Source organism: Aquimarina sediminis (assembly GCF_002895435.1).
GTDB classification, from domain to species: domain Bacteria; phylum Bacteroidota; class Bacteroidia; order Flavobacteriales; family Flavobacteriaceae; genus Aquimarina; species Aquimarina sediminis.
This window is the reverse complement of sequence record NZ_POYJ01000014.1, coordinates 133369-157532: the sequence shown is the minus strand read 5'-3', so window position 1 is coordinate 157532 and position 24164 is coordinate 133369. Positions and strand designations below refer to the sequence as shown.

At 35.7% G+C, this 24164-nt stretch carries 17 protein-coding genes; 4 read left to right on the top strand and 13 right to left on the bottom strand.

Going from position 1 to position 24164, the window contains the following annotated elements; all coding sequences use genetic code 11:
- The 9 genes from C1X07_RS22235 to C1X07_RS22205 form a co-directional block, all read right to left on the bottom strand.
- Window positions 1-5921, bottom strand: a 5921-nt coding sequence (locus C1X07_RS22235; RefSeq protein WP_103072251.1) for a DUF6923 family protein, incomplete at its 3' end; no start/stop codon positions are given.
- A gap of 6 nt (window positions 5922-5927) precedes the next feature.
- Window positions 5928-6434: a hypothetical protein gene (locus tag C1X07_RS22230; RefSeq protein WP_103072250.1), complete on the bottom strand. Its 507-nt coding sequence runs from the start codon at window positions 6432-6434 to the stop codon at window positions 5928-5930.
- Window positions 6435-7190: 756 nt separating this feature from the next.
- Entirely contained in the window at window positions 7191-10253 is a 3063-nt protein-coding gene (locus C1X07_RS22225; RefSeq protein WP_103072249.1) for a sulfatase-like hydrolase/transferase, read from the bottom strand.
- 770 nt (window positions 10254-11023) lie between these two features.
- Window positions 11024-11299 (bottom strand): hypothetical protein, encoded by a 276-nt coding sequence (locus C1X07_RS22220; protein WP_128755361.1) that lies wholly within the window; start codon window positions 11297-11299, stop codon window positions 11024-11026.
- A 277-nt stretch (window positions 11300-11576) separates the two neighbouring features.
- Window positions 11577-12248, bottom strand: a complete 672-nt coding sequence (locus C1X07_RS22215) for a response regulator (RefSeq protein WP_103072247.1) — start codon at window positions 12246-12248, stop codon at window positions 11577-11579.
- 90 nt (window positions 12249-12338) lie between these two features.
- On the bottom strand, window positions 12339-14414 hold the full coding sequence (locus tag C1X07_RS22210) for a tetratricopeptide repeat-containing sensor histidine kinase (protein WP_103072246.1): 2076 nt from the start codon (window positions 14412-14414) through the stop codon (window positions 12339-12341).
- A 131-nt stretch (window positions 14415-14545) separates the two neighbouring features.
- Window positions 14546-14695: a hypothetical protein gene (locus C1X07_RS25135; protein WP_164914234.1), complete on the bottom strand. Its 150-nt coding sequence runs from the start codon at window positions 14693-14695 to the stop codon at window positions 14546-14548.
- 72 nt (window positions 14696-14767) lie between these two features.
- Window positions 14768-14977, bottom strand: coding sequence for a hypothetical protein (locus tag C1X07_RS24805; RefSeq protein ID WP_128755360.1), 210 nt, complete (start codon window positions 14975-14977; stop codon window positions 14768-14770).
- A gap of 431 nt (window positions 14978-15408) precedes the next feature.
- Window positions 15409-16146, bottom strand: coding sequence for a LytR/AlgR family response regulator transcription factor (locus C1X07_RS22205; protein WP_164914233.1), 738 nt, complete (start codon window positions 16144-16146; stop codon window positions 15409-15411).
- 800 nt (window positions 16147-16946) lie between these two features.
- Between C1X07_RS22205 and C1X07_RS22200 the strand changes: the two genes are divergently transcribed.
- The 3 genes from C1X07_RS22200 (at window position 16947) to purB (ending at window position 20199) form a co-directional block, all read left to right on the top strand.
- Window positions 16947-17633, top strand: coding sequence for an SIR2 family NAD-dependent protein deacylase (locus C1X07_RS22200; protein WP_103072244.1), 687 nt, complete (start codon window positions 16947-16949; stop codon window positions 17631-17633).
- A gap of 16 nt (window positions 17634-17649) precedes the next feature.
- On the top strand, window positions 17650-18204 hold the full coding sequence (locus C1X07_RS22195; protein WP_103072243.1) for an adenylosuccinate lyase: 555 nt from the start codon (window positions 17650-17652) through the stop codon (window positions 18202-18204).
- 651 nt (window positions 18205-18855) lie between these two features.
- The gene (purB, locus tag C1X07_RS22185) at window positions 18856-20199 is read left to right on the top strand and encodes an adenylosuccinate lyase (protein ID WP_103072242.1); all 1344 of its coding nucleotides are present in this window, start codon (window positions 18856-18858) and stop codon (window positions 20197-20199) included.
- 90 nt (window positions 20200-20289) lie between these two features.
- On the opposite strand, the gene C1X07_RS22180 is transcribed toward purB, so the two are convergent.
- The 4 genes from C1X07_RS22180 to C1X07_RS22165 form a co-directional block, all read right to left on the bottom strand.
- Window positions 20290-20832 carry a DUF4252 domain-containing protein gene (locus C1X07_RS22180; protein ID WP_164914232.1) on the bottom strand — a complete coding sequence of 181 codons (543 nt, stop codon included), beginning with the start codon at window positions 20830-20832 and terminating at the stop codon, window positions 20290-20292.
- A gap of 109 nt (window positions 20833-20941) precedes the next feature.
- Window positions 20942-21484 carry a DUF4252 domain-containing protein gene (locus C1X07_RS22175; RefSeq protein WP_103072240.1) on the bottom strand — a complete coding sequence of 181 codons (543 nt, stop codon included), beginning with the start codon at window positions 21482-21484 and terminating at the stop codon, window positions 20942-20944.
- A 68-nt stretch (window positions 21485-21552) separates the two neighbouring features.
- On the bottom strand, window positions 21553-21984 hold the full coding sequence (locus C1X07_RS22170; protein ID WP_103072239.1) for a hypothetical protein: 432 nt from the start codon (window positions 21982-21984) through the stop codon (window positions 21553-21555).
- The gene (locus tag C1X07_RS22165; protein ID WP_103072238.1) at window positions 21971-22480 is read right to left on the bottom strand and encodes an RNA polymerase sigma factor; all 510 of its coding nucleotides are present in this window, start codon (window positions 22478-22480) and stop codon (window positions 21971-21973) included. The genes C1X07_RS22170 and C1X07_RS22165 overlap by 14 nt, the downstream gene beginning before the upstream one ends.
- A 215-nt stretch (window positions 22481-22695) precedes the next feature.
- On the opposite strand from C1X07_RS22165, the gene C1X07_RS22160 reads away from it, so the two are divergent.
- Complete coding sequence (locus tag C1X07_RS22160) at window positions 22696-24144, top strand: S41 family peptidase (RefSeq protein ID WP_103072237.1); 1449 nt, start codon at window positions 22696-22698, stop codon at window positions 24142-24144.
- Window positions 24145-24164: the final 20 nt, after the last annotated feature.

The following is a 24164-nucleotide window of genomic DNA, read 5'->3' as shown; positions in this document are numbered from 1 at the left end:
GAAGCAGAGGTACATCCATTTCCATCGGTAACAGTATAAGTAATATCAGTAGTACCTGCACTTACTGGTGTTACTACTCCTGAACCATCTATAGTCGCGATAGCAAGGTTAGAAGAACTCCAAACAATAGTACCCGCAGTACCTTCGGTTAAATCAATGGTCGATCCCATACAAACAGCAGTTGCTCCAGTAATAGCTGCAGCTGTGGGTAGACTGTTTACGGTAACGGTATGTATGGCTGAAGAAGCAGAAGTACACCCATTACCATCAGTAACAGTGTATGTAATATCAGTGGTTCCGGCACTTACTGGAGTCACTACTCCTGCTCCATCAATGGTAGCTACAGCAAGGTTAGAGGAACTCCAAACAATAGTACCCGCAGTACCTTCGGTTAAATCAATGGTCGATCCCATACAAACAGCTGTTGCTCCGGTAATGGCTGCAGCTGTGGGTAGACTGTTTACAGTAACCGTATGTATAGCTGAAGAAGCAGAGGTACATCCATTACCATCAGTAACAGTGTATGTAATATCAGTAGTACCTGCTGAGACTGGAGTCACTACTCCTGCTCCATCAATGGTAGCTACAGCAAGGTTGGAGGAACTCCAAACAATAGTACCCGCAGTACCTTCGGTTAAATCAATGGTATCTCCCATACAAACAGCTGTTGCTCCTGTAATGGCAGCGGCAGTCGGTAGACTGTTTACAGTAACCGTATGTACTGCTGAAGAAGCAGAGGTACATCCATTACCATCAGTAACAGTGTATGTAATATCTGTAGTACCTGCACTTACTGGTGTTACTACTCCTGAACCATCAATGGTAGCTACAGCAAGGTTAGAGGAACTCCAAACAATAGTACCGGCAGTACCTTCGGTTAAATCAATGGTCGATCCCATACAAACAGCAGTCGCTCCAGTAATGGCTGCGGCAGTTGGTAGACTGTTTACTGTAAGTGTTCTTGTTTCAGAAGTTACTGGATTACATACATATGTTGAACTAGAGACAATAACTCTATATTGGTTTCCATTGTCTGCAACCAACGCATTTGTAATTGTTAGTGTTGCCGAAGTGGTAGTACTATGAATTCCAATATCTGTTAAATCATCCCATGTAGAACCATTAAACAATTGCCATTGATATGTATCTGCATTAGAAGTTACAACGGAAAACGTGGTATTTCCTCCTGTACATATAGATGAATTTGAGGGTTGTGTAGTAATTGAAGGGGCTACACCCGCGGTTACGACATTAGCATTTGTTCCTGTATAGCCATCACTTCCTGATGTAACTACACCATTTGCATCAACAGTAAGACCTGAACCAAAAGTACCGCTACCTAACAATCCATTGCTATCTCCATCTGTAAACCCTGCTTCTATCACATCATTACAACCGTCATTATCACTATCTAATTCTAAGAAATTATAATTGCTATCTGTATCACTATCTGCAACAGTGTAATTGATAGTTCCGCTACTTTCATTTCCAGCTCCTTGAACCGTATCTGGCACTCCATCTCCACTTACAGCGCCTGTTACAACTCCACCCACATGTGCTTGATTATGTCCTGCTTCTACAGCGTCATAAATTCCATCATTATCACTATCCAAATCCAAGCGATCTGGAATGTTATCCCCATCAGTATCTCTATCAAAACATAAGGAAAAAGAATTCGCTTTAAAAGCCAACCAGGAATCATAAAGATTATCTCCATTATCGGCTACTCCAATTTTTATGGTATTATTTCCTGCATTTAATACAGCCGAAAAAGTTATAGTTTCGGTAAAACCATCTGCTTCTACATTAATAGCCATTGGGTCTGTTTCGTTATCCACATAGGATCCGCTATCAATAGTATTATTTACTGTATCAATACTTAACTGCGCACCAGAAGGAGTTAATGCCAAATTGGTTCCATTTACAAATATTTTGGGAGCATCATTTACTCCAGAATTCACATAATCATTATATTCTTCGGAAGCAAAAACGAACTGTCCAGTAATTGTTGTTTCTGCTGGTACATTAATAACTATTTCGAGGCTAGCAACATCAAACTCAGTACTACCTCCACCAAAATCAGCGTCTGTTCCACCACCTCCGACACCAGTACCGTTAATACCATCACCCAATGCTGAAGGGTTAGAGAACAGATTCGACAAATTATCATCTAGTTCGAGTACATTACCTGATGAAAACACAATCCCCAGGTCAAATCCCAGAAAAGCATTCAAAGCTCCCCCACTACTTGTTACCTGATCCCCATCATTAAAAGTTCCTATTTGGGTTACTGCCCCACTTCCCATATTAACATTAGCAGATACGAGAGTAAGATCAGAATTAGGTGCAAATAACAAATTGGCTAGCGTATTGGCATTACTTTCTGCTGTGATTTCAAAAACAGAATTAGCATCATCCACTAATTCTACACCAAATGTTCCCCCTCCCAGATCACATTCATCTCTATCTAAAATCCCATCATTATCATCATCTAAATCAATGGTATCCATAATACCGTCTCCATCAGTATTAACCGTTAAAAGGGCTGGTCCTGCTGGATCAACAATCTGCCCATCTGATACGGTATCATCACCAAACACACCATCTGTAAGGTTGTATGAAGCTGTAGCTACAGTTCTGCCTCCTATTAACGAAGTATTTAGTGTAGTGGTAAAATCTTGATAGATATCTGTAGTTCCTCCTGGAGTATTTGGTCCATATTTACGATAAGTAAATGCAGCCAAGGAATTAGTAATATGCCAGTAATAGGTTACAGTAACATCATCTCCCGGGGTAACACAATCTAGTGTAAAATCCACCAGTCCATATGGATAATGGTACGTAGCATCACTAGTTGCTAATTCTGCTTCTAGTACCGTACTAATACTTGAAATCTGATAGCACACTCCAGTAGTTTCTATTGTTACATACCCCGTACCATCGGCAATTGGTATGGAAACAACATTTCCTTGCACAGAATCCAAAATCCCATCTCCATTGCCATCACCTCCATTTGGTCCTTCATCCTCTATTGTTCCAGATACTCCATCTCCATCTTCACAACCAGTAGTTATAGCACTATTTGTTACTGCAGCCACTGCTCCTGTATTATAAGCAGCCGCTATCACTACCCCATGAGTATTTACTGTATTGTCCACCACACTAAGTGGTTCTGTTGCTGCATTACTAGGGTTATAAACTCCACCATCAGCTCCATCGGCATTCCAATCATTATAAGCTTCGTTTGCATCACTACAGCCATCTGCATCGCTATCTGTTGATTGAAAATCAGGATTACCCGCTACATCTGTATCGGTTATAGTATAATTTATAACACCTGATTCAGCTACGGTTTCTACTCCATCAAACAATCCATTAGCTCCCGAGCCTGTAACTGCTCCTGTAATTCTTCCATTTGTATTAGGTAGTCCATGCCCAGCTTCTACAGCATCATAGATACCATCATTATCACTATCCAGATCAAAAAAATCGGGTATCCCGTCTCCATCGGTATCAAAAACAGCCTGGATTGCTCCATCTACATTACCAATTCCGGGTGCAGTATCATCATCATCAAGATATGCAAAAACACTATCAGCATCTACATCGGCATAGGGATCTGAAGGGGATTCATCTATGTTAGGAATTCCATCATTATCAACATCAACATCTAATGGATCAAGTACTAAATCCTGATCATCATCAAAGGCAGAGGATGCGGTAGGACATGAAAATCCATCATTACTGGTTGTAGCAATAGTAGAATTTAAAAATGAAGCTGTTGGTGTTCCTGTTGTATAATCATTGATTAAATACATTCCTCCATCATTATATGATGCATAAAATCGATTTTCTGCATCTGTAAATGTTGCTCCAAAATTGGTTGCTGTTGGAGTACCAATCCCTGAAATTTCGGTTTTCACCAAGGTCGTTAGATCCCAACTGATTAACATGTCTGTATCAGTAATCCCATAAAGTTTTCCATTAATAAAAACTACGTCGTTGGTATTTTTAGTAGTACCCCCTGTAAAAGTTACAGTAACCACTGCTGGTGCCCCTCCTACCGGAAGTGTAGATATGTTTTCTATTTTATCATAATGTCCATCTCTATTTATCCATAAATTATCACTCGAATCAACATCGCCTGATATTCCTCCTGCTCCCATATTGGTTAGCTCCCCGAGATCCTGAAAGGCTCCATCTGCCCCTATACGTAGTAAATGATTATGAATCGGACTTGTACCACTTCCTCCTTTACCAATTGCATACACATAGTCATCAATTCTATTATATCCGGTAGCGTTATATAATTGAGAAACTGCAATTGGATCAGAATATTCACCGGTTATAGGATTGTAGCTCTTTAGTTCTCCATTAATTATTTGAAAAAAGTTTTGTGGGCATCCGAATGGTGTCAATGAACATGCTGTAGAGACCACTCCATTATTTAAATAATCTGCGTTGGGAGTTGTATACCCATCTACTCCACTAGTTACGACTCCATCTTTATTGACAGTTACGACATAAGGACCTAGAATACCATCACTACTTTCATCTGTAAATCCTGCTTCTAGTACGTCACTACAGGTATCGCCATCGCTATCTGAGGATTGAAAATTAGGAGCTCCTAAAGCATCTGTATCTGTTATGGTATAATTAATTATTCCTGATTCTGCTACGGTTTCTACACCATCATATAGTCCATTGGCTCCAGATCCTGTGTCTTGTCCTATTATTTTTCCATTTGCATGTGCTAAACCGTGTCCGGCTTCTTCTACATCATAGATACCATCGTTATCGCTATCCAGATCAAAAAAATCTGGTACTCCATCGCCATCGGTATCAAAAGCTGCTTCTACCTTCCCATCAGCATTTCCTGTTCCTGCAGAGGCATCATCATCATCTAGATAGGCAAACACCAAATCCGAATCACCGTCTGCAAATGGATCTGATGGAGATTCATCTATATTTGTAAGTCCGTCTCCATCCAGATCCAAATCTGTAGGATCTAAATTGTTATCTCCATCCTGATCAATTGCCGAAGATGCCAAAGGGCACGAGAAACCATCATTACTGGTGGTAGCCATAGTAGAATTAAGATAGGACACTGTGGGTGTAGGAGTTGTATAATCTTCTATTAAATATAAGCCTCCGTTATTATAGGATACATACAATCGATTCTGATCATCTGTAAATGCTGCTCCAAAATTAGTCGCTGTTGGAGTAGAAAGCCCAGGTACATCTGTTTTTGTTAATGTTGTAAGATCCCATACAATTAGATTTGCAGTATTGCTTACCCCATATAATTTGCCATTAATAAAAGCTACATCATTGGTGTTTTTTGTTGACCCTCCGGTAAAAGTAACAGTAACTACTGCAGGTGATCCGGCAACGGGAAGGGTAGATAAGTTTTCGATCTTATCATAATGTTTACCTCTGTTAATCCATAAGTTATCACTATCATCTACATCACCAGATATTGCTCCTGTTCCCAGATTAGTTAGAGCCCCCAGGTCACTAATAGATCCATCTGCATCTATACGAATCAAATGATTATTTATGGCACCAGCTTTTCCTACTGCATATACATAATCATCAATCCTATTATAACCGGCTGCATTGTACAAATCTGATGAACTGATTGGGGCAGAATATTCTCCTGTTACGGGGTCATAGCTCTTTAGGTCTCCATTAATGACTTGGTAAAATGTAGAAGGACAACTAAACTGACCATACCCTGCAAAGCATACTAATAAGAGGGGTAAACTACATAAGAAGACAAATTTCTTATTTCTACTGTATAGGTTAGAATCATTTTTAACTGAAAAATAGTTCCTTATCGCTCGATAAAAACCTACTATCGGACGTATTAAGTTTTGTCTACATTGTATCCCTACTAAGAAAAGTGTATTACTATTCATAAGCGCCTATGATAAAATTGTGTTTTTAGTTTTTTTGGAAAACCGGAAGGAATGCAAGTGTTTTACTTTTCTAGAAAAGCAAAGCATACTTTTATCTATTCTCTTATCATTTTTTCTAATTAGTTCTAGATAATTCTGAAAAAACTTATGAGTTGAGATCTGTCTTTTAACCAATGGTTTGAAGAGTGCATTACATATAATACTTCTATCGCTAAATGCTGAAAAAGTATGCATATCCATACTATCTCTATCTATAGTATGGCTTTCTTTATGATCTATTTCTGTATGGTAATATTCATTAAATAAAAGCGTTGAAGAAGTTTTTAAAAAAGAATATGCAATAAAAGTATATATCCCTAACAAAAAGGTCATAGCACCTATTAAAATCACTTGTCTGTAGTAGGATATAATGCTATTTTCTTTATGGATATTTCTTAGATCAATATCCCTTTTTAGATCCTTTGTAGAAGAAGATCTTTGTGCATCTTTTGATGTATTGGAGCTACACCTCATAGTGGTTAATTTATTATTAAAATGATCGTTATTCAGATTCTTGCTATTGCTGGCTCGCCAAAAGTTTTACAATTGCAGAATTGCTTTTATTTATTCTATTCTATCTTTTTACACCAAAATTATGGTGCTATCACAGGTTTTAAAATCACTGAGCAACCAAGTAATTCAAAAAACAACTTATTTATACTCTGTATGAAACAATAGGACGGTATACATACCATCACACCCTCTATGAAGAAAAAAAAAATCAGGTGTTATCCATACGCAATTTAATTTATTGATTAAAGTTCATTAATTATAACACCTCTGGGCACATAGGCAGTATAAATTGTTTTATCGATCTCATACTATTTTGACCAAAAACAGATTACAAAAATTAATCCTTTAGGGTATAAGATCTTAAAATAAGTTTGTAATACACCACCTTCTTTGTAAGTAATACTATTTTTAATTACCGGAGTGTACTCAATATTCATATCAACAATATAAATTTATACATAAAACTTTGATTAATAATCCACTAAAACATCCTAATAACTATGGTATTACCATAAAAAACCTCAAAAATCACTAGTTTTTAACATAAATTCGCTTTTCGTAATTCTAGTATCGGCACTTCACATCATCGTTAAACAACCATTTTAATAGACAAAAGTTACTTCCTTATCTTTCAAAAAATAGTAAGAACATAAAAAAAGAGGTGTTTTGGCACCTCTTTTTTGTCTAATCATATTCTGTCTCGATAATAATATTATACTACATTTTAATTAGTCGTTTTGTAGCCATTTTATCATCAATACTTATTTTTATAAAATATTGTCCTACTGATAAATCCTGAGTGGGTATTTTAATTCTGTCTACATTTTGATATACCCTTGAAAACATAGATTGCCCCAGGTTGTTAAATATTTCTATCACAGCATTCTGATAGCTGCCTTTTTCTATCGTAATATGCAATTGATTACCAAATGGATTTGGGTAAATAGAATAGTTAGTTTCTTCGGTTGTAATTTCTTCATTTAGAACTTCTGCTTCAATACTTTGATTATTTACCAATTGCTCGCTTGTTTTGGCAGCTGCTGCAGTACATCCATTAATTACTACATCATCGATATACACCCAATCAGAATTGCCCGAGGCATCTGCTCTAAATCGGATTTGTGTAGTTGTGGTAAAAGGTCCTGTGATGATTACCTGGTCATTGTAGCGTTGATCATTGACAAACTCATCTGTTAAGTTCCATTCTTCTGCGGTGATAAAGTTGGTTCCTCCATCGGTAGATATCTGAAGCCAAAAATCTTCATTGCTATTATCCATACTTCTGCAATAGTATGAGAAATCAATTGTTAACTCATCATATGATGACAGATCCATATTAGTCGTGGTCATGACTGATGTAGAGGTATTATCCTGCAATCGGATACAGTAGGTTCCTGAATTGGCATAAGCCGCATCATTAACATTTCTTCTTGCATCTGCTCCTCCGTCGATCCATATGCCCCATCCTGATTCAAAATCTTCAGAATCAATGATCGAATATGTACATGTTGATGGGTTAGGTAAACATCCAGCAGTAAATACCTGCCCTGTAGACAACGCAAAATCATAGACAACGACAGCATCCATTTTTCCAGTATAAAAATTATCTGTTATTTCGCCAAAACTGTCTTTTTTCTGTACTCCGCCAATCCCCCCTGATCCGATATGTGTGGGCACCGAAGATGGAGCAACGGTACTAGACGCTACAATACTACCATCTATATAAAGTGTATGACTGGTGCTTCCACCATTATATACAACGGCAACGTGATGCCATGCTCCGTCATTAGGATAAGTTGCAGTTAGGCTATCGGAGACCGTAGAACTATTTCTAACGATTGACTCTAGATTAGCACCATTTAATCTTAGTACTACTCCACTCACTCCACCTCCTTCTTCAAAAAGGTTTTGAATGCCGGATAAAGCAGTAGGCTTTATCCACATAGCGACACTTCGTTGTGACATTGATGATATCAGAAATGGACCGGGGTTCTCACTATATTGTATTTTGGTAGCTCCATCAAAAACAAAGGAGCGATCTCCTTCTTTATAATCAACAGCATCATATGTTAATGTACCAACGGTAGAGATTGAATCATTATTATTTGTGGATACATCATCAATATCTACTCCTGTATCAAAATTCCAGAGTGCCAAATATGAAGTCGGCTCTACGCAAGAAGTAACCGGAGGGTTTATATCTATGATTTCTGGTAAAGGAACCGTAAGTCCACTACTTCGATATGTTGGTAAGGGAGCTGAAATATTTACCAGGTAATTACGAAGATCTGTACTAAGATCATTTGCTATAGTTAAGGTTGCCGTATCTGGGCTACCCGACAATAAGTTTGTTGCTTCACTAATATCTGTTATCAGATTATACATTTCGTAGGATTCGGTTTCATAGTTATAGATTAATTTGTAATCTCCTTTTCGTATTATCGAAACCGGTCTTTGATCTCTATTAGAATCTATCAAATATCCAGGAAAGTGCCAGTAAATAGCATCTCTACCCAAGTTAGGGTTGGTTCCGTTTAGCATCGACCATTGGCTAACTCCGTCGATATCATATCCTGTGGGCAATGTTCCTCCTGCCACTTCTACCAGAGTTGGATAAAGGTCAAAAGCAACGATAGGTGTATTATTTATGGTTCCTGTATTTGCCAATAGCCCTTCTGACCAAACTATGGTTACCGATCGTACTCCCCCTTCATAATGTTCCCCTTTCATACCGCGTAGGGGTCCATTATCATCGGTTCCTATGGCGCCACCATTATCAGAGATAAAATAGACCAGTGTATTTTCTGAGAGCATATGACCAGGGTTTCTGGGATCTGCTGTCGTTTTTAGATAATCAATAAGTCTACCTATAGTTTGATCCATTCCTTCTGCAATTGCTGCTTGTGCAATATTGGTGTGTCCCATCTGGCTTGGATTGCTGGTATTCTTTGCGACATATTTTGCATACAAATCCGGGCGTGCATTTGCCTGCCCCCATGGTCCATGTATTGCATAGTTACTAAAATGCATAAAAAACGGAGAAGCGTTATTGGCATTCATAAAATCTATTGCTGCATCCGCCATAGCATCGGTTACATGTTTTGGAGTACCATCCAAAGAACTATCACCTGCCAATGCCATTGATTCTGCCAAGGTATATGGATCTGCATATGGATCCAGCTCTGGTCCTATATTGGCATGAAAACTCCAGCTACTACCTGATCCAGAAGCAAAATAGCTTCCGGGGCTTCCAGGAGATCCTCCTCCATAATTAAAATCAAATCCCTGATCAGTAGGTGCGTTACTCATACTACCACCAGAGTGGTATTTACCAAAATGTGCTGTGGTATATCCACTTGTTTTAATGGTTTCGGCAATGGTGATAGCACTGGCAGGAATTTCATCCTCGCCATTAGACAGCCCCTGATCTGGTCCTATGAGTAATGTAGAACTACCGCCTCTGTTTAACCCATTTACGGCAAATACATTATTTGCAGGTCTCGATGCATATTGACCACTTAATATTGCTGCTCTGGTGGGTGCGCAATTGGCTCCATTTACATAGGCCTGCGGAAAAGCAATACCTTGAGTCGCTAAGGTCTCTAGAATAGGTGTCTCATAAAAATCACTGGGATTATTACTATTTGTAGCCCCTGTACTTACTTGCGACCATCCCATGTCGTCGGCGATTATTACCACAATGTTTGGGGATTGCGCATGGATGATACTCCCCGCTCCAAGCATTAGCAGGAGTAGTAAAAATTTAGTTTTCGTTTTCATATATTAATGGTTTATTATTTACAAAGATTACTGTTTAACTTTGTTTACTGTATCGTTTTATAGTGTACTGATCTTTGGGAGGATAATGATTTCACTAATCAAGAAATGCTATATCCAAAAAGTTATGTGGATTCAACTGTTTTGTATAAATACATTTTGATAGCTCATCTTTTTTCAGATTTTGCATTTTGTTGGCTCGCCAAAGTTTTACAGTTGCCATGCTGTTTTATATAGTATTATCTAACAACATAGCCAGATCATATTTTTAATAATGCATCTATAGCATTGTATCTACTATGAGAAGACTGTATTGATTATACTGCAATCTTTCTTATAGAATTCAGGCTAAAAAAAGAAGTGTCTCTACTTTGATTAGAATAAAATAATCGTGTACTTTTTGAGATTAAGAAAAAGGTAAAATTTGTCATAGGCAAATACTATATAAGTTAGTGTAATACTAGTAGTTCGATACTCTATATATGTTTAGAACATATATTAGAATTACATGATGACAAGAGTATTTGGTATAAAGATGAATAGGTAATCCTAAAAACACTTTTAATCCGGGGTAAGATATATTGCTTTTGTGTATTTGTATTAGATATTCAGATACTATGTTAAGAACCTTAACATTATAAATTTATATATAAAACTTTGATTGTAAGTATTTTAACCATCAAAATAAATACGTACAAACCGTAAATAAGCCATCAATCCCTCAAAAACGATGGTAATTGCGTAAAAAAACAAGTATTAATAAGTAGAAATCCCTACTGACTATCAATAGGTTGAGTACTTATAGTAAAGAAATAGGTATCTGCAGTAAAGAAATACACACTTACATTAAAGAAATGAGCATCTACACTAAAGAAATACGCACTTACATTGAAGAAATAGGCATCTACACTAAAGAAATACGTACTTACATTAAAGAAATGAGTATCTACATTACTGCAAGATACACTTACATCGTTGCAAGAAGCATCTACATTACTGCAAGGTGCATTTACATCGCTGCAAGAAGTCGAGCTTCGGTCTTCTGACATCTGATATCTGACTTTTCCAGAAAAACCATCAAAATCAACCGTTTCCAAAATGCTTCAACAGGCTCAGCCTGACGTTACGATCACTTCGAGATCTGACTTCCGACTTCCGACTTCTGACATCTGACTTCCGACTTCTTAAACCACACCACTCCAAACAAAAAGGCTACCACAATGTGATAGCCTTTTATGAATTGTTTGTACTAAGCGCATTAGAACTTGGTTATACAATACTCGTCAGCAAGTATGACCAAGATGAGTACCATACGATACAATAGTTTTATATAAATCCTCTTTTTCTTGCTTCTTCCAATAGCATTTGATCGTCTGCTTTGGCAATAGAAAACATTTCTTTGATTTGATTCTTTCTTTTCTCGATCGCACTAAGTGATAAACTCACATAGTTGGGTAGGTTCTTTGTCTTAACACCACGAGAGAGATGATATAGGATCTTTAGGTTTTTCTCATCCAGAGAGAACTTATTGGTCATCATCTTTCTAAAATGGTCATTTACCGTAGCACTATAGTATGCTTTACCTTTGATAATATTATTAAAAGCTAATAACAACTCGCTAGAGGTAAGATCACTTTTGATTAAGAACCCTGCAGGGTTGATATTTTTGAGGATATTATGTATTCTATGATCCTCTCTATGCATGGTTAAGATAATTATTTTTGCTTTTGGCAACAACTCTTTTGCATGCTTGGCCAAATCTTCTCCAGAAGTAATAGATCCATCAGAAGATGGTGGTAATTTTATATCTACAAAAAGCATATCATATTCGTTCCCTTCTGAAGATTTTACAATATTAGCATAAGCATCATCGCAATTAGATGCAATATCTATCTTAATCTGATATTCTTTTTGGTTTTCCCCTAATAAGGTATTCTTATATCCTTCAATAATCATTGGATGATCATCTATCATAAGAACTTTTAGCTTTTTCTTCATCTTAAAAATTTATTGTTTAGGTTTTCTAGGTTTTAAAAACACATACTATATATAACCTGGTTATCAGCAAAATAGTATCTGCGTATTTTTTTAATATATTTCTTCAACTCGTACTGTATCAATCGGGACACTTACCGACACCGTGGTTCCCGAATTGTTATCACTAATGAATTGAACTTCACCGTTCATCTGACTAACTCTCGATGTAATATTCTTTAAACCAATTCCTTTTTTAACCTTTGAGCTTACAAATCCGATTCCATCATCTAAAATAGTAAGATTTATGTTACCATCGGCATATTCAAAATTTATTTTTATCAAATCTGCATGGGCATGCTTAAAAATATTCTGCATTGACTCTTGCAAAATCCTGAACAGGTTTACTTTTTTCTGGTCATCTACACTCTCCCAATCGATATCTTCATCATTATGAAAATCGAATTTTATTTTGTGTGCTTCGCACAGATCACCGATCAGGTTTTCTACCGCATCGATATAGGCCACATCAGATGGCAAGGTCTCTGCTCCCAGATCATGAGAGATGAGGCGTATTTCTTTTTCTATCGCTTTGAGCTCGTCTATATATTTATTTCTGGTTTCTGTAAACCCATCATTGGCACGCTGGTTAATCCCATCGAGACTAAGCCGCACTCCAAACAGTCTACCCAGTACTCCATCGTGTAACTCCTCAGACATACGTTGCTGCTCCATCTGTCTACCTTCTTCAAGTTTGATTTGCTGATTAAGTAATAATCGGTAAATCTCTTCATTAGACTCTTGCTGCGTCTGTGCAAACAGTAGTTCTTTATTACTCTGCTGTTGTCTAAAGATAATATATCCTAATAAAAATAAAGCGGTTAACCCCAGGATGGCAATGATCAAAATTTCATTTTCTCGGGTCATTTTTAGGTTTTCATCTTTGATCTCATCGGTCTCAAAGCGTATACGAGCGAATTTGTCTCTGAATGCTCTTTCTTCTTTAACTAGACTATCATTTAATGCGATGTAATTATTAGCATACTCTAATCCTTCTTCACTATCCGAAATTTTAGACAATAACCGGTACGCCTGTAATAACTCAACATTGTTATGCAGTTGCAGTGATATATCTCGTGATTGTTTAGCATACATCCTTGCTATACTATCTTTCTCTATTGATTGATAATATTCTGCTAAATGTAAAGTGTTAGTCGCAATACCATTCTTATCGTCAATACTATCCCTTATCTTAAGAGCTTTGTAAAACAAATCTGGAATATCACTTGTATCATTGGATAAAAAATTAACATATGCCAGGTTATCTAAATATAAAGCATGTCTTTTAGGGTTTTTACTCAAAAAATCAGTATATGATAGTGCTTTATTATACGATTCTTTTGCTTCCTTATATTTTTGTTGTGACTTATAGACAGTCCCCATATTATTAAGAGATATTAAAGTTTGTAAAATCTCTTTTTTAGTTCCTTTTGCATAATCTATTGCTTTCTGCTGATATTCTATCGCCTCATCATAATGTCCTAAAGATTTTGCAAGATTCCCTAAATTAGTATAACACATAGGTATATATAAACCATTCTCAGCAAGCTCAAAGCTTTGGATAGCTTTTATTGTCAAGGATTCACTTTTACTATAATCTTTAGTCTTTCGTAATATTTGTGCCAAATCCGCCAATACTTTACCATGATCAAAAGCATACTTTTTAGGATCATGTTTTTGATAATCCAAAGACGAATAAATTTTATCTGCCTCATAAAAATTTTCATAGGCAACATCTAATTTTGTTGGTCTATAATAAATTCCCAAATATGCATAAGATCTAGCCATATTCAATGAATCATTAATTGAATTTGATAACCTTAAAGCCCTTTCATTCATATCCTTATACTTATCAAAATCCTTAAGTTCATAGTATATGAATGATATATTTTGAATTTTATTTATTTTCGAAGTGTTGTTATTGAGTGTAGAACATATACTATATGCTTTTTCTAAATTAGTTCTCCTTTCTGCTTCAGAGTTTTGTCTATCTTTAGCTATTTCAATATACGATTGTATTAGATTTAATTTCAATTCTTCACTTTCAATAGCTTTATCAGGGTTATTATAACAGCTATTAAGTATTAAAGAAGAAATAATTATAATAATGAAGAAAAAAGATCTAAGCATCGTAAAATAAATTTGTTATTAAAAATAATCAATTTGTATACAACAAAAAAGTTCTAACTACAATTAGAACTTTTTTGTTGTATAATTGATTCTATTTATTTCGTTATATACATATATTATGAGATTTCTTACTAACCTGGCGTAATTACTTCTTCATCTATCTCTTCTCCAAATTGATCATCAATTTCTATACCTACTTCGTCATTTATAGTATCTGCTTCGCAAGCAATAAACATTGTAGTTAAGAATAGAATAGTAAATAATGTTTTTATAGTTTTCATAGCTTGGGTTTTTAGTTTTGTCAATTTTATATTTTTAAAGTATTATCTGCATAAAATTTAAAAAATCTTAAATTAATTATTTCCGTTTGAAGGCTGGATATCTTCCTCATCTTCTTCTGTAGACATTGTATTATTCCCAGGAGGAATTGCCTCTTCATCTTCCTCACCAGCAAACTGATCATTCAACTCAATTCCAACTTCATCATTCACAGCTTCAGCTTCACAAGCGATAAACATAATACTTAGGGTTAATATAGCGAATAGTGTTTTTATAGTTTTCATATCTTTTAGTTTTATTAGTTTTACGTATTTTTTTTATTTACTTAAAGACTTTTACATCTTCTTGGGGTCTGTTTATTTTGTAATATTTTATTTTTTTATTTTGGGTCTTTATCGTCGCGCTACGATTGTTTTATTAGATCACATCATCTCAGATATCTTATTTTTGATTTTGTATCTCTAATTGTACACTACAAATGTATGGGGATAATTCCCTCGCGCCTAATATATTAAGGTGTCTTTAGTGGTTAGCCCCCTGCTAATAGTACTTATACCGATTATACGAGTAGATGGTCATATTTTACAAAATCGGTAGTATTTGTAGGAAACTATGCACTCCTTTTTTTAGGCTGACATACACTGCCGTTATTACAAAAAAACCGATAAATCAGTGGATTTATCGGTTGGTCTTTTTTATGGTCATATAGCTTGGATTATATATAGATTAAACTCTTTTTTGCCAAACTATCTTTGATCTCCTCGACATTGTTTTTATACGATTTTGAAAAGGGAATCATATCATCTGTATTCTTAATAGCACACTTGGCTTTGCCAAAATGTATCCGGGATACATAATGGGTATTAATGATATAACTGTTGTGGATTCGCACAAAATGATCGGGTAACAAATGCTGAAAATGCTTAAGGGTCTTAAAGGCTTCTACCTTATTACCATTGCTCATTATAAAATCTGTGGTATTATTATCTGCCTTGAGATACAGGATCTCATCGACATCAACAAATTTATAGTCGCCATAAGACTTAAAACATAAGGTATTGTCTCCTCCCTGGTCAAAATCTTTTTCGAACCTCATAAGGGTTCTGTTGATTTGTCCCTTGTTAAAAGGTTTTATAATATAATCCAGAATCCTGTTGCGTATGCCCTCTATGGCATAATCTGATGTCCTGGTAACTACAATAAACTCTGGTAAACGCGACATGTATTTGGACAACTCTGTCATCAACGAGTATTTTGTTTTGTCGCTATGTAAGCCCGGTACTTCGGGTTCTAAAAAAACAATGCGGGGTTTTCTTTCTAAAATGATATCCAACGCATCTTGCTCATCTTTTGCGATCCCCGTACAGATATAATCAGTTTGTTCTTCTAACGAAATCTGAATAGAATCAGCAATTTTCTGATCATTGTCTATAATTACATAAGGATACTTCATAGGGTAAATGTTTAAGAAATTAGTGTCGGTTGTTAAATGTTGAGTTATTCTATTTACAAGATAGGGCATTTATGCTTTTTTTCAGTACGGCAAAACCGTAATATTAGTACGGTAAGTATTCATTATCAGATAGTTATATTTTGCAGATCGTCGATTATTACATGTCGTTTATCGATGTTTTTACGTTTATAGCTATAACGGATAACTTTAACAATACGTATGTCAGTTTGTTAAAAAATGCTAAAAATGCATTTTGGCTACCAAAAAAATGAAAAAAAATAGTGGTTATTTCCTTTTTTTGTTGTATTTAAATTTGTGAAAAATGTCCAGTTTTGAATTTGCAGATTTAACCGCTTTGAATTGATTTGGATTTTCAATCCATGCATAACGTTAATCCCGTAGTAAGAAAAAACGACATCAAACCAATTCTATTGTACATTTTGTAATACAATCAAAAAAAGTCATAAACCTCTACTAGTTTGTATAAAATCGACATCAAAACAGTATAAACAACTTAGCATGTGATCGTTAACATCTGTGTGAGGTGGTTTTATTTTTATATCATAACTTCTATTTTCAAGATTGCCCCTAGTATCAAAGAGTCTCTATATACATGTCGAAAATAGCCTAAGAAGAAAGAAAGCAAAAACTTTTGGGTGTTCACAAAAAAAAGTTGGTTTCTATATTATATCATATCAAAATCTTATACTTTTAACCTTGATTATCGGTGTTGTTACGCTAAGGTGGGGACGGAAGACCGAAGACTTAATTTATTAAACCAATTAGAACAGTTTAAAAGCATGCAAAATATAGTAGTACTCACAGGAGCAGGAATAAGCGCAGAAAGTGGTATTAACACCTTTAGAGATGCAGATGGGCTATGGGAGGGGCATGATATCATGGAGGTAGCCTCTCCACAAGGATGGAAGAATGACCCTGAGCTTGTATTGGATTTTTATAACAAAAGGCGTAGCCAGCTGCATACGGTAACCCCCAATACTGCACATCTTGATCTGGTAACGCTAGAGAAACAATATAAGGTAACAATTATTACCCAAAACGTAGATGATCTACATGAGCGCGCTGGTAGTACTAATGTAGTACACCTGCATGGCGAGCTACTAAAAGTAAGAAGCCAGTTTGATGAGCGAATAGTGTTGGACTGGACAGAAGATCTTAATCTGGGAGATCGATGCGAGCGTAATTCTCAACTACGCCCCCATATTGTATGGTTTGGTGAGGCAGTACCCATGCTGGATACCGCCATAACTATTACAGAGCAGGCAGATGTTCTTATTATTATAGGTACCTCGATGCAGGTATACCCCGCTGCTGGATTAGTACAATATGCCCCGCCGCAGACACCTATCTATTTTATTGATCCTAATCCCGCAATATCGCCAACAAAAAATCTTACTATACTACCAGAAAAGGCAACAACAGGGGTTGCCAAAGTAGTAGATGAGTTGATGAACGTGAAACAATAATCTAGTTTTGAGTACTATGCCTTCTCTTAAGGATATACTAACAGCCATAAATCATTCGCGAGAAAAAAGGAGCTCTTTTGCTAATTTGATTCTCGATAATCCTGCATTACTACCAGAGCTACTTGCCATCTGTGCACAAGTAGATGATGAGATCTCGTGCAGAGCTTCGTGGGGCTTAGAGTTTTTTTGTAAAAACAATCTAGAAGCTATTATGCCTCATCTGGATTACCTTATACATATAGCCTCAAAAGTATATAAACATTCGGCAGTACGCCCTATGGCAAAGATATTCGAATACCTTATTATAGCTTATTACCAAAAAAAGGTTCCTGTTATAAAACAATCCCTTACCACCGCTCATCGAGAGAAAATCACAGAGATTTGTTTTGACTGGCTTATTACTGATCAAAAGGTAGCTCCAAAAGCATATTCGATGACTTCACTATACTTATTAGGAACCGAATTTGGATGGGTGCATCCTGAGCTCAAAATAACACTAGAAAACAATTACAATACTGGCAGTGCTGCATACAAAGCAAGATCCCGAATGGTGTTGAAACGATTAGGTTAGTTCGGAGATGCAAAGATGCAAAGATGCAAAGATGCAAAGATGCAAAGATGCAAAGATGCAAAGATGCAAAGATGCAAAGATGCAAAGATGTGAAGATGCAAAGATGCAAAGATGCAAAGATGTGAAGATGCAAAGATGTGAAGATGCAAAGATGTGAAGATGCAAAGATGCAAAGATGCAAAGATGCAAAGATGCAAAGATGCAAAGATGTAAAGATGTAAAGATGTAAAGATGTAAAGATGTAAAGATGTAAAGATGTAAAGATGTAAAGATGTAAAGATGTAAAGATGTAAAGATGTAAAGATGTGAAATCCTCTGATCCTCTGATTCTCTGATCCTTTGATTCTCTGATTCTCTGATCCTCTGATCCTCTGATCCTCTGATCCTCTGATTCTCTGATCCTCTGATCCTCTGATTCTCTGATTCTCTGATTCTCTGATTCTCTGATTCTCTGATTCTCTGATTCTCTGATTCTCTGATTCTCTGATTCTCTGATTCTCTGATTCTCTGATTCTCTGATTCTTATTTTCTCTACATCTCGAATTCCAAGATTGAAATACACAAAGATCCTAAGACTTTCAAAATTCATCAGCTGCCTTTCGGTATTGGTTATTAATTAAATTATCTTTGCAGCTTCAAAAAAATAAAACTATGTCATTATCTCCTCTGCAAGCGATCTCACCTATAGATGGGCGTTATGCATCAAAGACCGAATCTCTTAGTCCATTTTTTAGTGAAGAAGCACTGATCAAATATCGAGTGCTTGTAGAAATAGAGTATTTTATTGCGCTGTGTGAGCAACCTTTACCTCAGCTACAGGATATTGATACTTCTATATTCGATCAATTAAGAAAAATATACACTTCTTTTTCTAGTGAGGATGCACAGGCTATAAAAGACATCGAAAAAGTTACTAACCACGATGTAAAAGCGGTAGAGTACTTTATCAAAGAAAAATTTGACACCCTTGGATTACAACAATACAAGGAGTTTATCCATTTTGGATTAACCTCTCAGGATATTAATAATACGGCTGTGCCACTAAGTATTAAAGAGGCGATTAGTACTGTATATATCCCTGAATATACTGCTCTTTTAGAAAAACTAAAATCTTTGGTTACAGAGTGGGCTGCTATACCGATGCTGGCTCGTACACATGGTCAGCCTGCCTCTCCTACCAGATTAGGAAAAGAGTTTCAGGTATATGTAACACGATTAGAAGCGCAATTCGATTTGCTTAAAGATATCCCTAGTGCGGCAAAATTTGGAGGAGCTACAGGAAACTATAATGCGCACAAAGTAGCATATCCTGATATTGACTGGAAAGCTTTTGGAACTCATTTTGTACAAGAAAAATTAGGTTTACACCATTCTTTTCCTACCACACAGATTGAGCATTATGATCATATGGCTGCATTGTTTGATGGTCTTAAGCGAATCAATACGATTATACTAGATCTGGATCGTGATGTATGGACGTATGTATCTATGGATTATTTTAAACAAAAAATCAAAAAAGGAGAAGTAGGTTCTTCGGCTATGCCACATAAAGTAAATCCTATCGATTTTGAAAACAGTGAAGGTAACCTGGGTATTGCCAATGCATTATTTGAGCATCTAGCTGCAAAATTGCCGGTAAGTAGATTGCAACGTGATCTTACAGATAGTACTGTACTAAGAAATATCGGAGTGCCTTTTGGTCATACACTTATTGCTTTTCAGGCTACATTAAAAGGATTAAACAAGCTTTTGTTAAACGAAGATAAGTTTGCTGAAGATCTAGAAAATAACTGGCCTGTGGTAGCAGAAGCGATACAAACAATCCTAAGAAGAGAAGCGTATCCTAATCCTTATGAAGCGCTAAAAGGACTAACCAGAACCAATGAAAAAATAAATCAAAATTCTATTGCCGATTTTATAGAAACCCTAGATGTCTCTGACGCCATAAAATCTGAGCTAAAACAAATTACTCCTTCTAATTATACCGGAATATAATAACCAAGGATATTTTGCATACTAAAAAGAGGTCTAAAAAAAATTTAGACCTCTTTTTTTTAAGGGGTAATACTATACCTCTTTAATACTTTAATCTATATCAATTGTATTTGCTATTTCTTTAAAAGCATTGATATCTATTTTTCCTTTTTCTACAGATTGCATTAAAACTGCCATTTTTTCTGGTCTCATATTATCACCAAGTACACGTACCAGTGCTAGCCCTTTTTCTTCATTGGTGGCAAAAACAATTACCTCATCGATATCGTCATCTTCTCCTTGATATTTTAGAACAGCTCTGGTTCCGTTGGTTCCAAATCGTAATAAAGTTTCATACTTATCAGAGTCCAAGATCTTTTTTATAGCTGTCCGCTCTTCTTCAAATCTACTTTTATTATCTTCTTTAAGCTGTAACGCCAGAAAATTAACTTTCTTAACACTTTCTAATGCTTCTTGTTCTTCTTTATTAAGCTCTATGGTTTCTTTATCCAGAAGACTGGAAGGTACATCTACGGCTATAAAATCGGCATCTCCCTGATGATCTACAAAATATTGTTGTAATGAGGGTTCGCTATTACAGCTTATCAATAATGATATACAGAGTATACCTATAATTTTAAATACATTTTTCATTTCTTTTATTTTTTGGTTGATTTTGATTGATTTTGATTGATGATTTGTAACAAACATCTTCTTGTTGATTAGCAAGAAGATGTTTGTTTTCGGGTCTACTAATATGATATTAGTTTCCTTTCTTCTTTACATTTTTTAGTTCTTCGCCTCCTGGTACATTAAGGTGGTCAGCGATTTTAGAAACTTGCTTTAGATCAATATCTCCTGTAATGGTAAGCACTACTGTGTTTGGACCATCACCACGTTCTTTTACTCCATCCAGAAACATAAACAACTCGCTTACATGATCATCATCTCTACCGGGCTTAGAATAAAATCTAACATTTTTCCCATCGCTATTTATTCTCATTAGCTCTTCCATAGAAGAATTTTTCTTAAGATAAGCAGTTACATCTGCTTTCATCTTTTGTCCTACTCCTTTATTTTCTGTAGCAAATACTTTAATGTTCTTTATATTTTCTACAAGATTCATATATTCTTTTACTTCGGCATCATCACTATCTAATTCTAATTTGCTTAATAGCTTAAACATTTTGCTCGTTACCACTACAGAAGACACATCTTTCATGTTTTCATACTTATCAAAGTTACTTTGTGCCATTGATACATATGGTAATACTGCAAAGGCTAAAATAAATGCTATTTTTTTCATGATATTTAAATTTAATACCCTACTAGACCTGTTTTAGAAACAGTTTTTCAGAGTTTGTTGTTAATTTTTTATTTTAATAATCTATTGGTTGTATTCTCGAACTCGTTCAAGTATTTCAACTCTTTTTTACCTCCGTTCATTAATTGAGAAACCATATTGAGGATTTTTTTGGTTTCCTGAAGTGCTATTTCGGGATCTTCAAAAGTGTCTTTAGGTTCAGCCGGAGTGGTTCTTGTTAAGAATATTCCTGCGATCAAAGCAACTGATGCAGCAACACCAATCCAGGCTAGTCTAGGTTTTCTTTTGGTTTCTAACTTTAGATCTCTGGTAGCTGTTATGGTACTTTCTTCAGAAAAATACTCAAACAGACTTTTGTATCTCTCTAGGTGTGCCGGCACAGTTTCTCTGGTAAAATAAACCTTTAATTCTTTTTCTTCAGAAATGGTCGTTTCGCCTTCGAAATACTTTTCTAGTAATTTTTCAATATTAGACAATTCCATAATTGTGTTTTTTTAATAATTCTTCTCTAATTTTTTTTCTTCCTCTTGATAATGCTACTCTAACTGATGTTTCATTAAGTCCGAGCATATCAGCAATCTCTGCGTTGTTATATTGTTCGATATCCCTAAGCTGGATAACTGTTCGTTGTTGTTCTGGCAGATCATTCATAATCTTGCCTACCCAATCCAAACTATCTTTGGCTTCTACTTCTCTTTGTAGCGAAGGTCGCTCATCCTTATAATTGCTATGTACAATTTTTAGGTTTCCAGAATCCTTTGCTTTAAGCTTATCATAACAATAATTTTTGGTCATTGTCATGGCAAAAGCCTCTACGTTTTTGTATTCTGCCATTTTCTTTTTATTCCTCCACAGTTTCAACAACACCTCTTGTGTAGCGTCTTCTGCTTCTTCATTACTTACAAGCAAACGTTTGGCTAGTCTAAAAAGCTTATCTTTAAATCCGTTTGTAAGCGTTATAAATGCTCGTTCTTTCATTTTTGATTGGTGGTTTTATAAAACTTTATGTCAGCTTTATATAAGGGAGACGACTACCTATATAATTTGTTACATTCTTTTTTAAAATTATAATAAAGTAGTTACATTTATCGCTTTATACTAACGGAGTAACCCAATAATATTATATTAATTGTAACTGGAATGATTATTGGTGCATTTCATAATAACACATAAATACAAAAAAAATTAAGCCTATGAAATACCTAAAGTATTTTGCATTATTCCTTTTTGTTGGTGGTATGTTCACCTCTTGTTTTGATGATAGCGATGATGTTGTACGTGTTTCTGGCACTACCGAGATTAATGACTTTATATGGAAAGGATTAAATACTTTCTACTTGTATAAAGCTGATGTTCCTGACCTGGCAGATAATCGTTTTGCAACAAATCAGGACTTCACCAATTTTCTTAATGCCTCGGCTACACCAGAAGATATGTTTAACAAATTACTGACCCAAGAGACTGTTTCTTCGGGATCGGGGACAGTCAAAGTTGATCAGTTTAGCTGGATAGTAGATGATTACATCGCATTAGAACAAGCCTTTGATGGGATTACCAGAAATAATGGTATGGAGTATGGTCTAGTACGCTATCCTAATAACGAATCTTTGGTATTTGGATATGTGAGATATGTACTGCCAAATACAGATGCAGCCTCCAAAGGGATCAAAAGAGGTGATATTTTTAGTACAATTGATGGCACACAGATCACAGATCAAAACTTTAGTCAACTCTTGGCTCCTGATAGTTATACAATAGGACTAGCCACTTTTGATGGCACCAATGTTACGGCTACGGGATCTTCTGTAGCGCTTACCAAAGTACAATATACAGAAAACCCTGTTTTTGTATCAAAGACTATTGATGTGGGAGGTAGCCCTGTTGGGTACTTAATGTATAACTCTTTTACTGCTGATTTTGATGCACAACTTAATGCAGCTTTCGCAAAATTTAAATCTGATGGTGTAACCGATCTGGTATTGGATGTGCGATATAATGGTGGTGGATCTGTTACTACTGCAATTGATCTATCCAGTATGATAACAGGACAATATAATGGGCAAGTGTTTACTACAGAACAATGGAATGCTGATCGACAGGAACAATTTGGAGGAACCAATCATTTTGATGATAAAATAAGAACAGGTGAAGCTATCAATAATCTAAATTTAACCAGAGTGTATATTTTAACTACGAGAAGTTCTGCTTCTGCCAGTGAATTAGTTATTAGCGGGCTCGATCCTTATATAAACATCATACAGGTAGGTTCTACAACAAGAGGAAAATTTCAGGCATCTATTACGTTATATGATTCTGACAATTTTGGAAGACAAAATGCTGATCCCGGACATACATATGCTATGCAGCCATTAGTATTAAAATCAATAAACTCTGCTGGTGCTACAGATTATTTTGATGGATTTGCTCCAGATATAGAAATTGAAGAAGACTACTCTAATCTAGGAACACTTGGAGATGAGAACGAACCTGTCCTCAAAGCTGCCTTAGATAATATACTAGGAACCAGAACTTCTAAAAATTATAACACAGTACAACTTGAAAGTATAGGAAACAGTAAAATGTTTAATCCTAATTATGAGCGCATGTATCATGATCAGGATACAGATCTTTCTATACAATAAATAAAATACGTTCTTTAAAA

Coding starts and splice junctions, on each gene's coding strand:
- C1X07_RS22195 (WP_103072243.1), top strand. CDS start 17,650: ATGCCTTCTCTTAAGGATATACTAACAGCCATAAATCATTCGCGAGAA.
- C1X07_RS22170 (WP_103072239.1), bottom strand. CDS start 21,984: ATGGAATTGTCTAATATTGAAAAATTACTAGAAAAGTATTTCGAAGGC.
- C1X07_RS22180 (WP_164914232.1), bottom strand. CDS start 20,832: ATGAAAAATGTATTTAAAATTATAGGTATACTCTGTATATCATTATTG.
- C1X07_RS22165 (WP_103072238.1), bottom strand. CDS start 22,480: ATGAAAGAACGAGCATTTATAACGCTTACAAACGGATTTAAAGATAAG.
- C1X07_RS22200 (WP_103072244.1), top strand. CDS start 16,947: ATGCAAAATATAGTAGTACTCACAGGAGCAGGAATAAGCGCAGAAAGT.
- C1X07_RS22215 (WP_103072247.1), bottom strand. CDS start 12,248: ATGAAGAAAAAGCTAAAAGTTCTTATGATAGATGATCATCCAATGATT.
- C1X07_RS22160 (WP_103072237.1), top strand. CDS start 22,696: ATGAAATACCTAAAGTATTTTGCATTATTCCTTTTTGTTGGTGGTATG.
- C1X07_RS25135 (WP_164914234.1), bottom strand. CDS start 14,695: ATGAAAACTATAAAAACATTATTTACTATTCTATTCTTAACTACAATG.
- C1X07_RS22205 (WP_164914233.1), bottom strand. CDS start 16,146: ATGAAGTATCCTTATGTAATTATAGACAATGATCAGAAAATTGCTGAT.
- C1X07_RS22210 (WP_103072246.1), bottom strand. CDS start 14,414: ATGCTTAGATCTTTTTTCTTCATTATTATAATTATTTCTTCTTTAATA.
- C1X07_RS22220 (WP_128755361.1), bottom strand. CDS start 11,299: ATGTCAGAAGACCGAAGCTCGACTTCTTGCAGCGATGTAAATGCACCT.
- C1X07_RS22225 (WP_103072249.1), bottom strand. CDS start 10,253: ATGAAAACGAAAACTAAATTTTTACTACTCCTGCTAATGCTTGGAGCG.
- purB (WP_103072242.1), top strand. CDS start 18,856: ATGTCATTATCTCCTCTGCAAGCGATCTCACCTATAGATGGGCGTTAT.
- C1X07_RS22230 (WP_103072250.1), bottom strand. CDS start 6,434: ATGAGGTGTAGCTCCAATACATCAAAAGATGCACAAAGATCTTCTTCT.
- C1X07_RS22175 (WP_103072240.1), bottom strand. CDS start 21,484: ATGAAAAAAATAGCATTTATTTTAGCCTTTGCAGTATTACCATATGTA.
- C1X07_RS24805 (WP_128755360.1), bottom strand. CDS start 14,977: ATGAAAACTATAAAAACACTATTCGCTATATTAACCCTAAGTATTATG.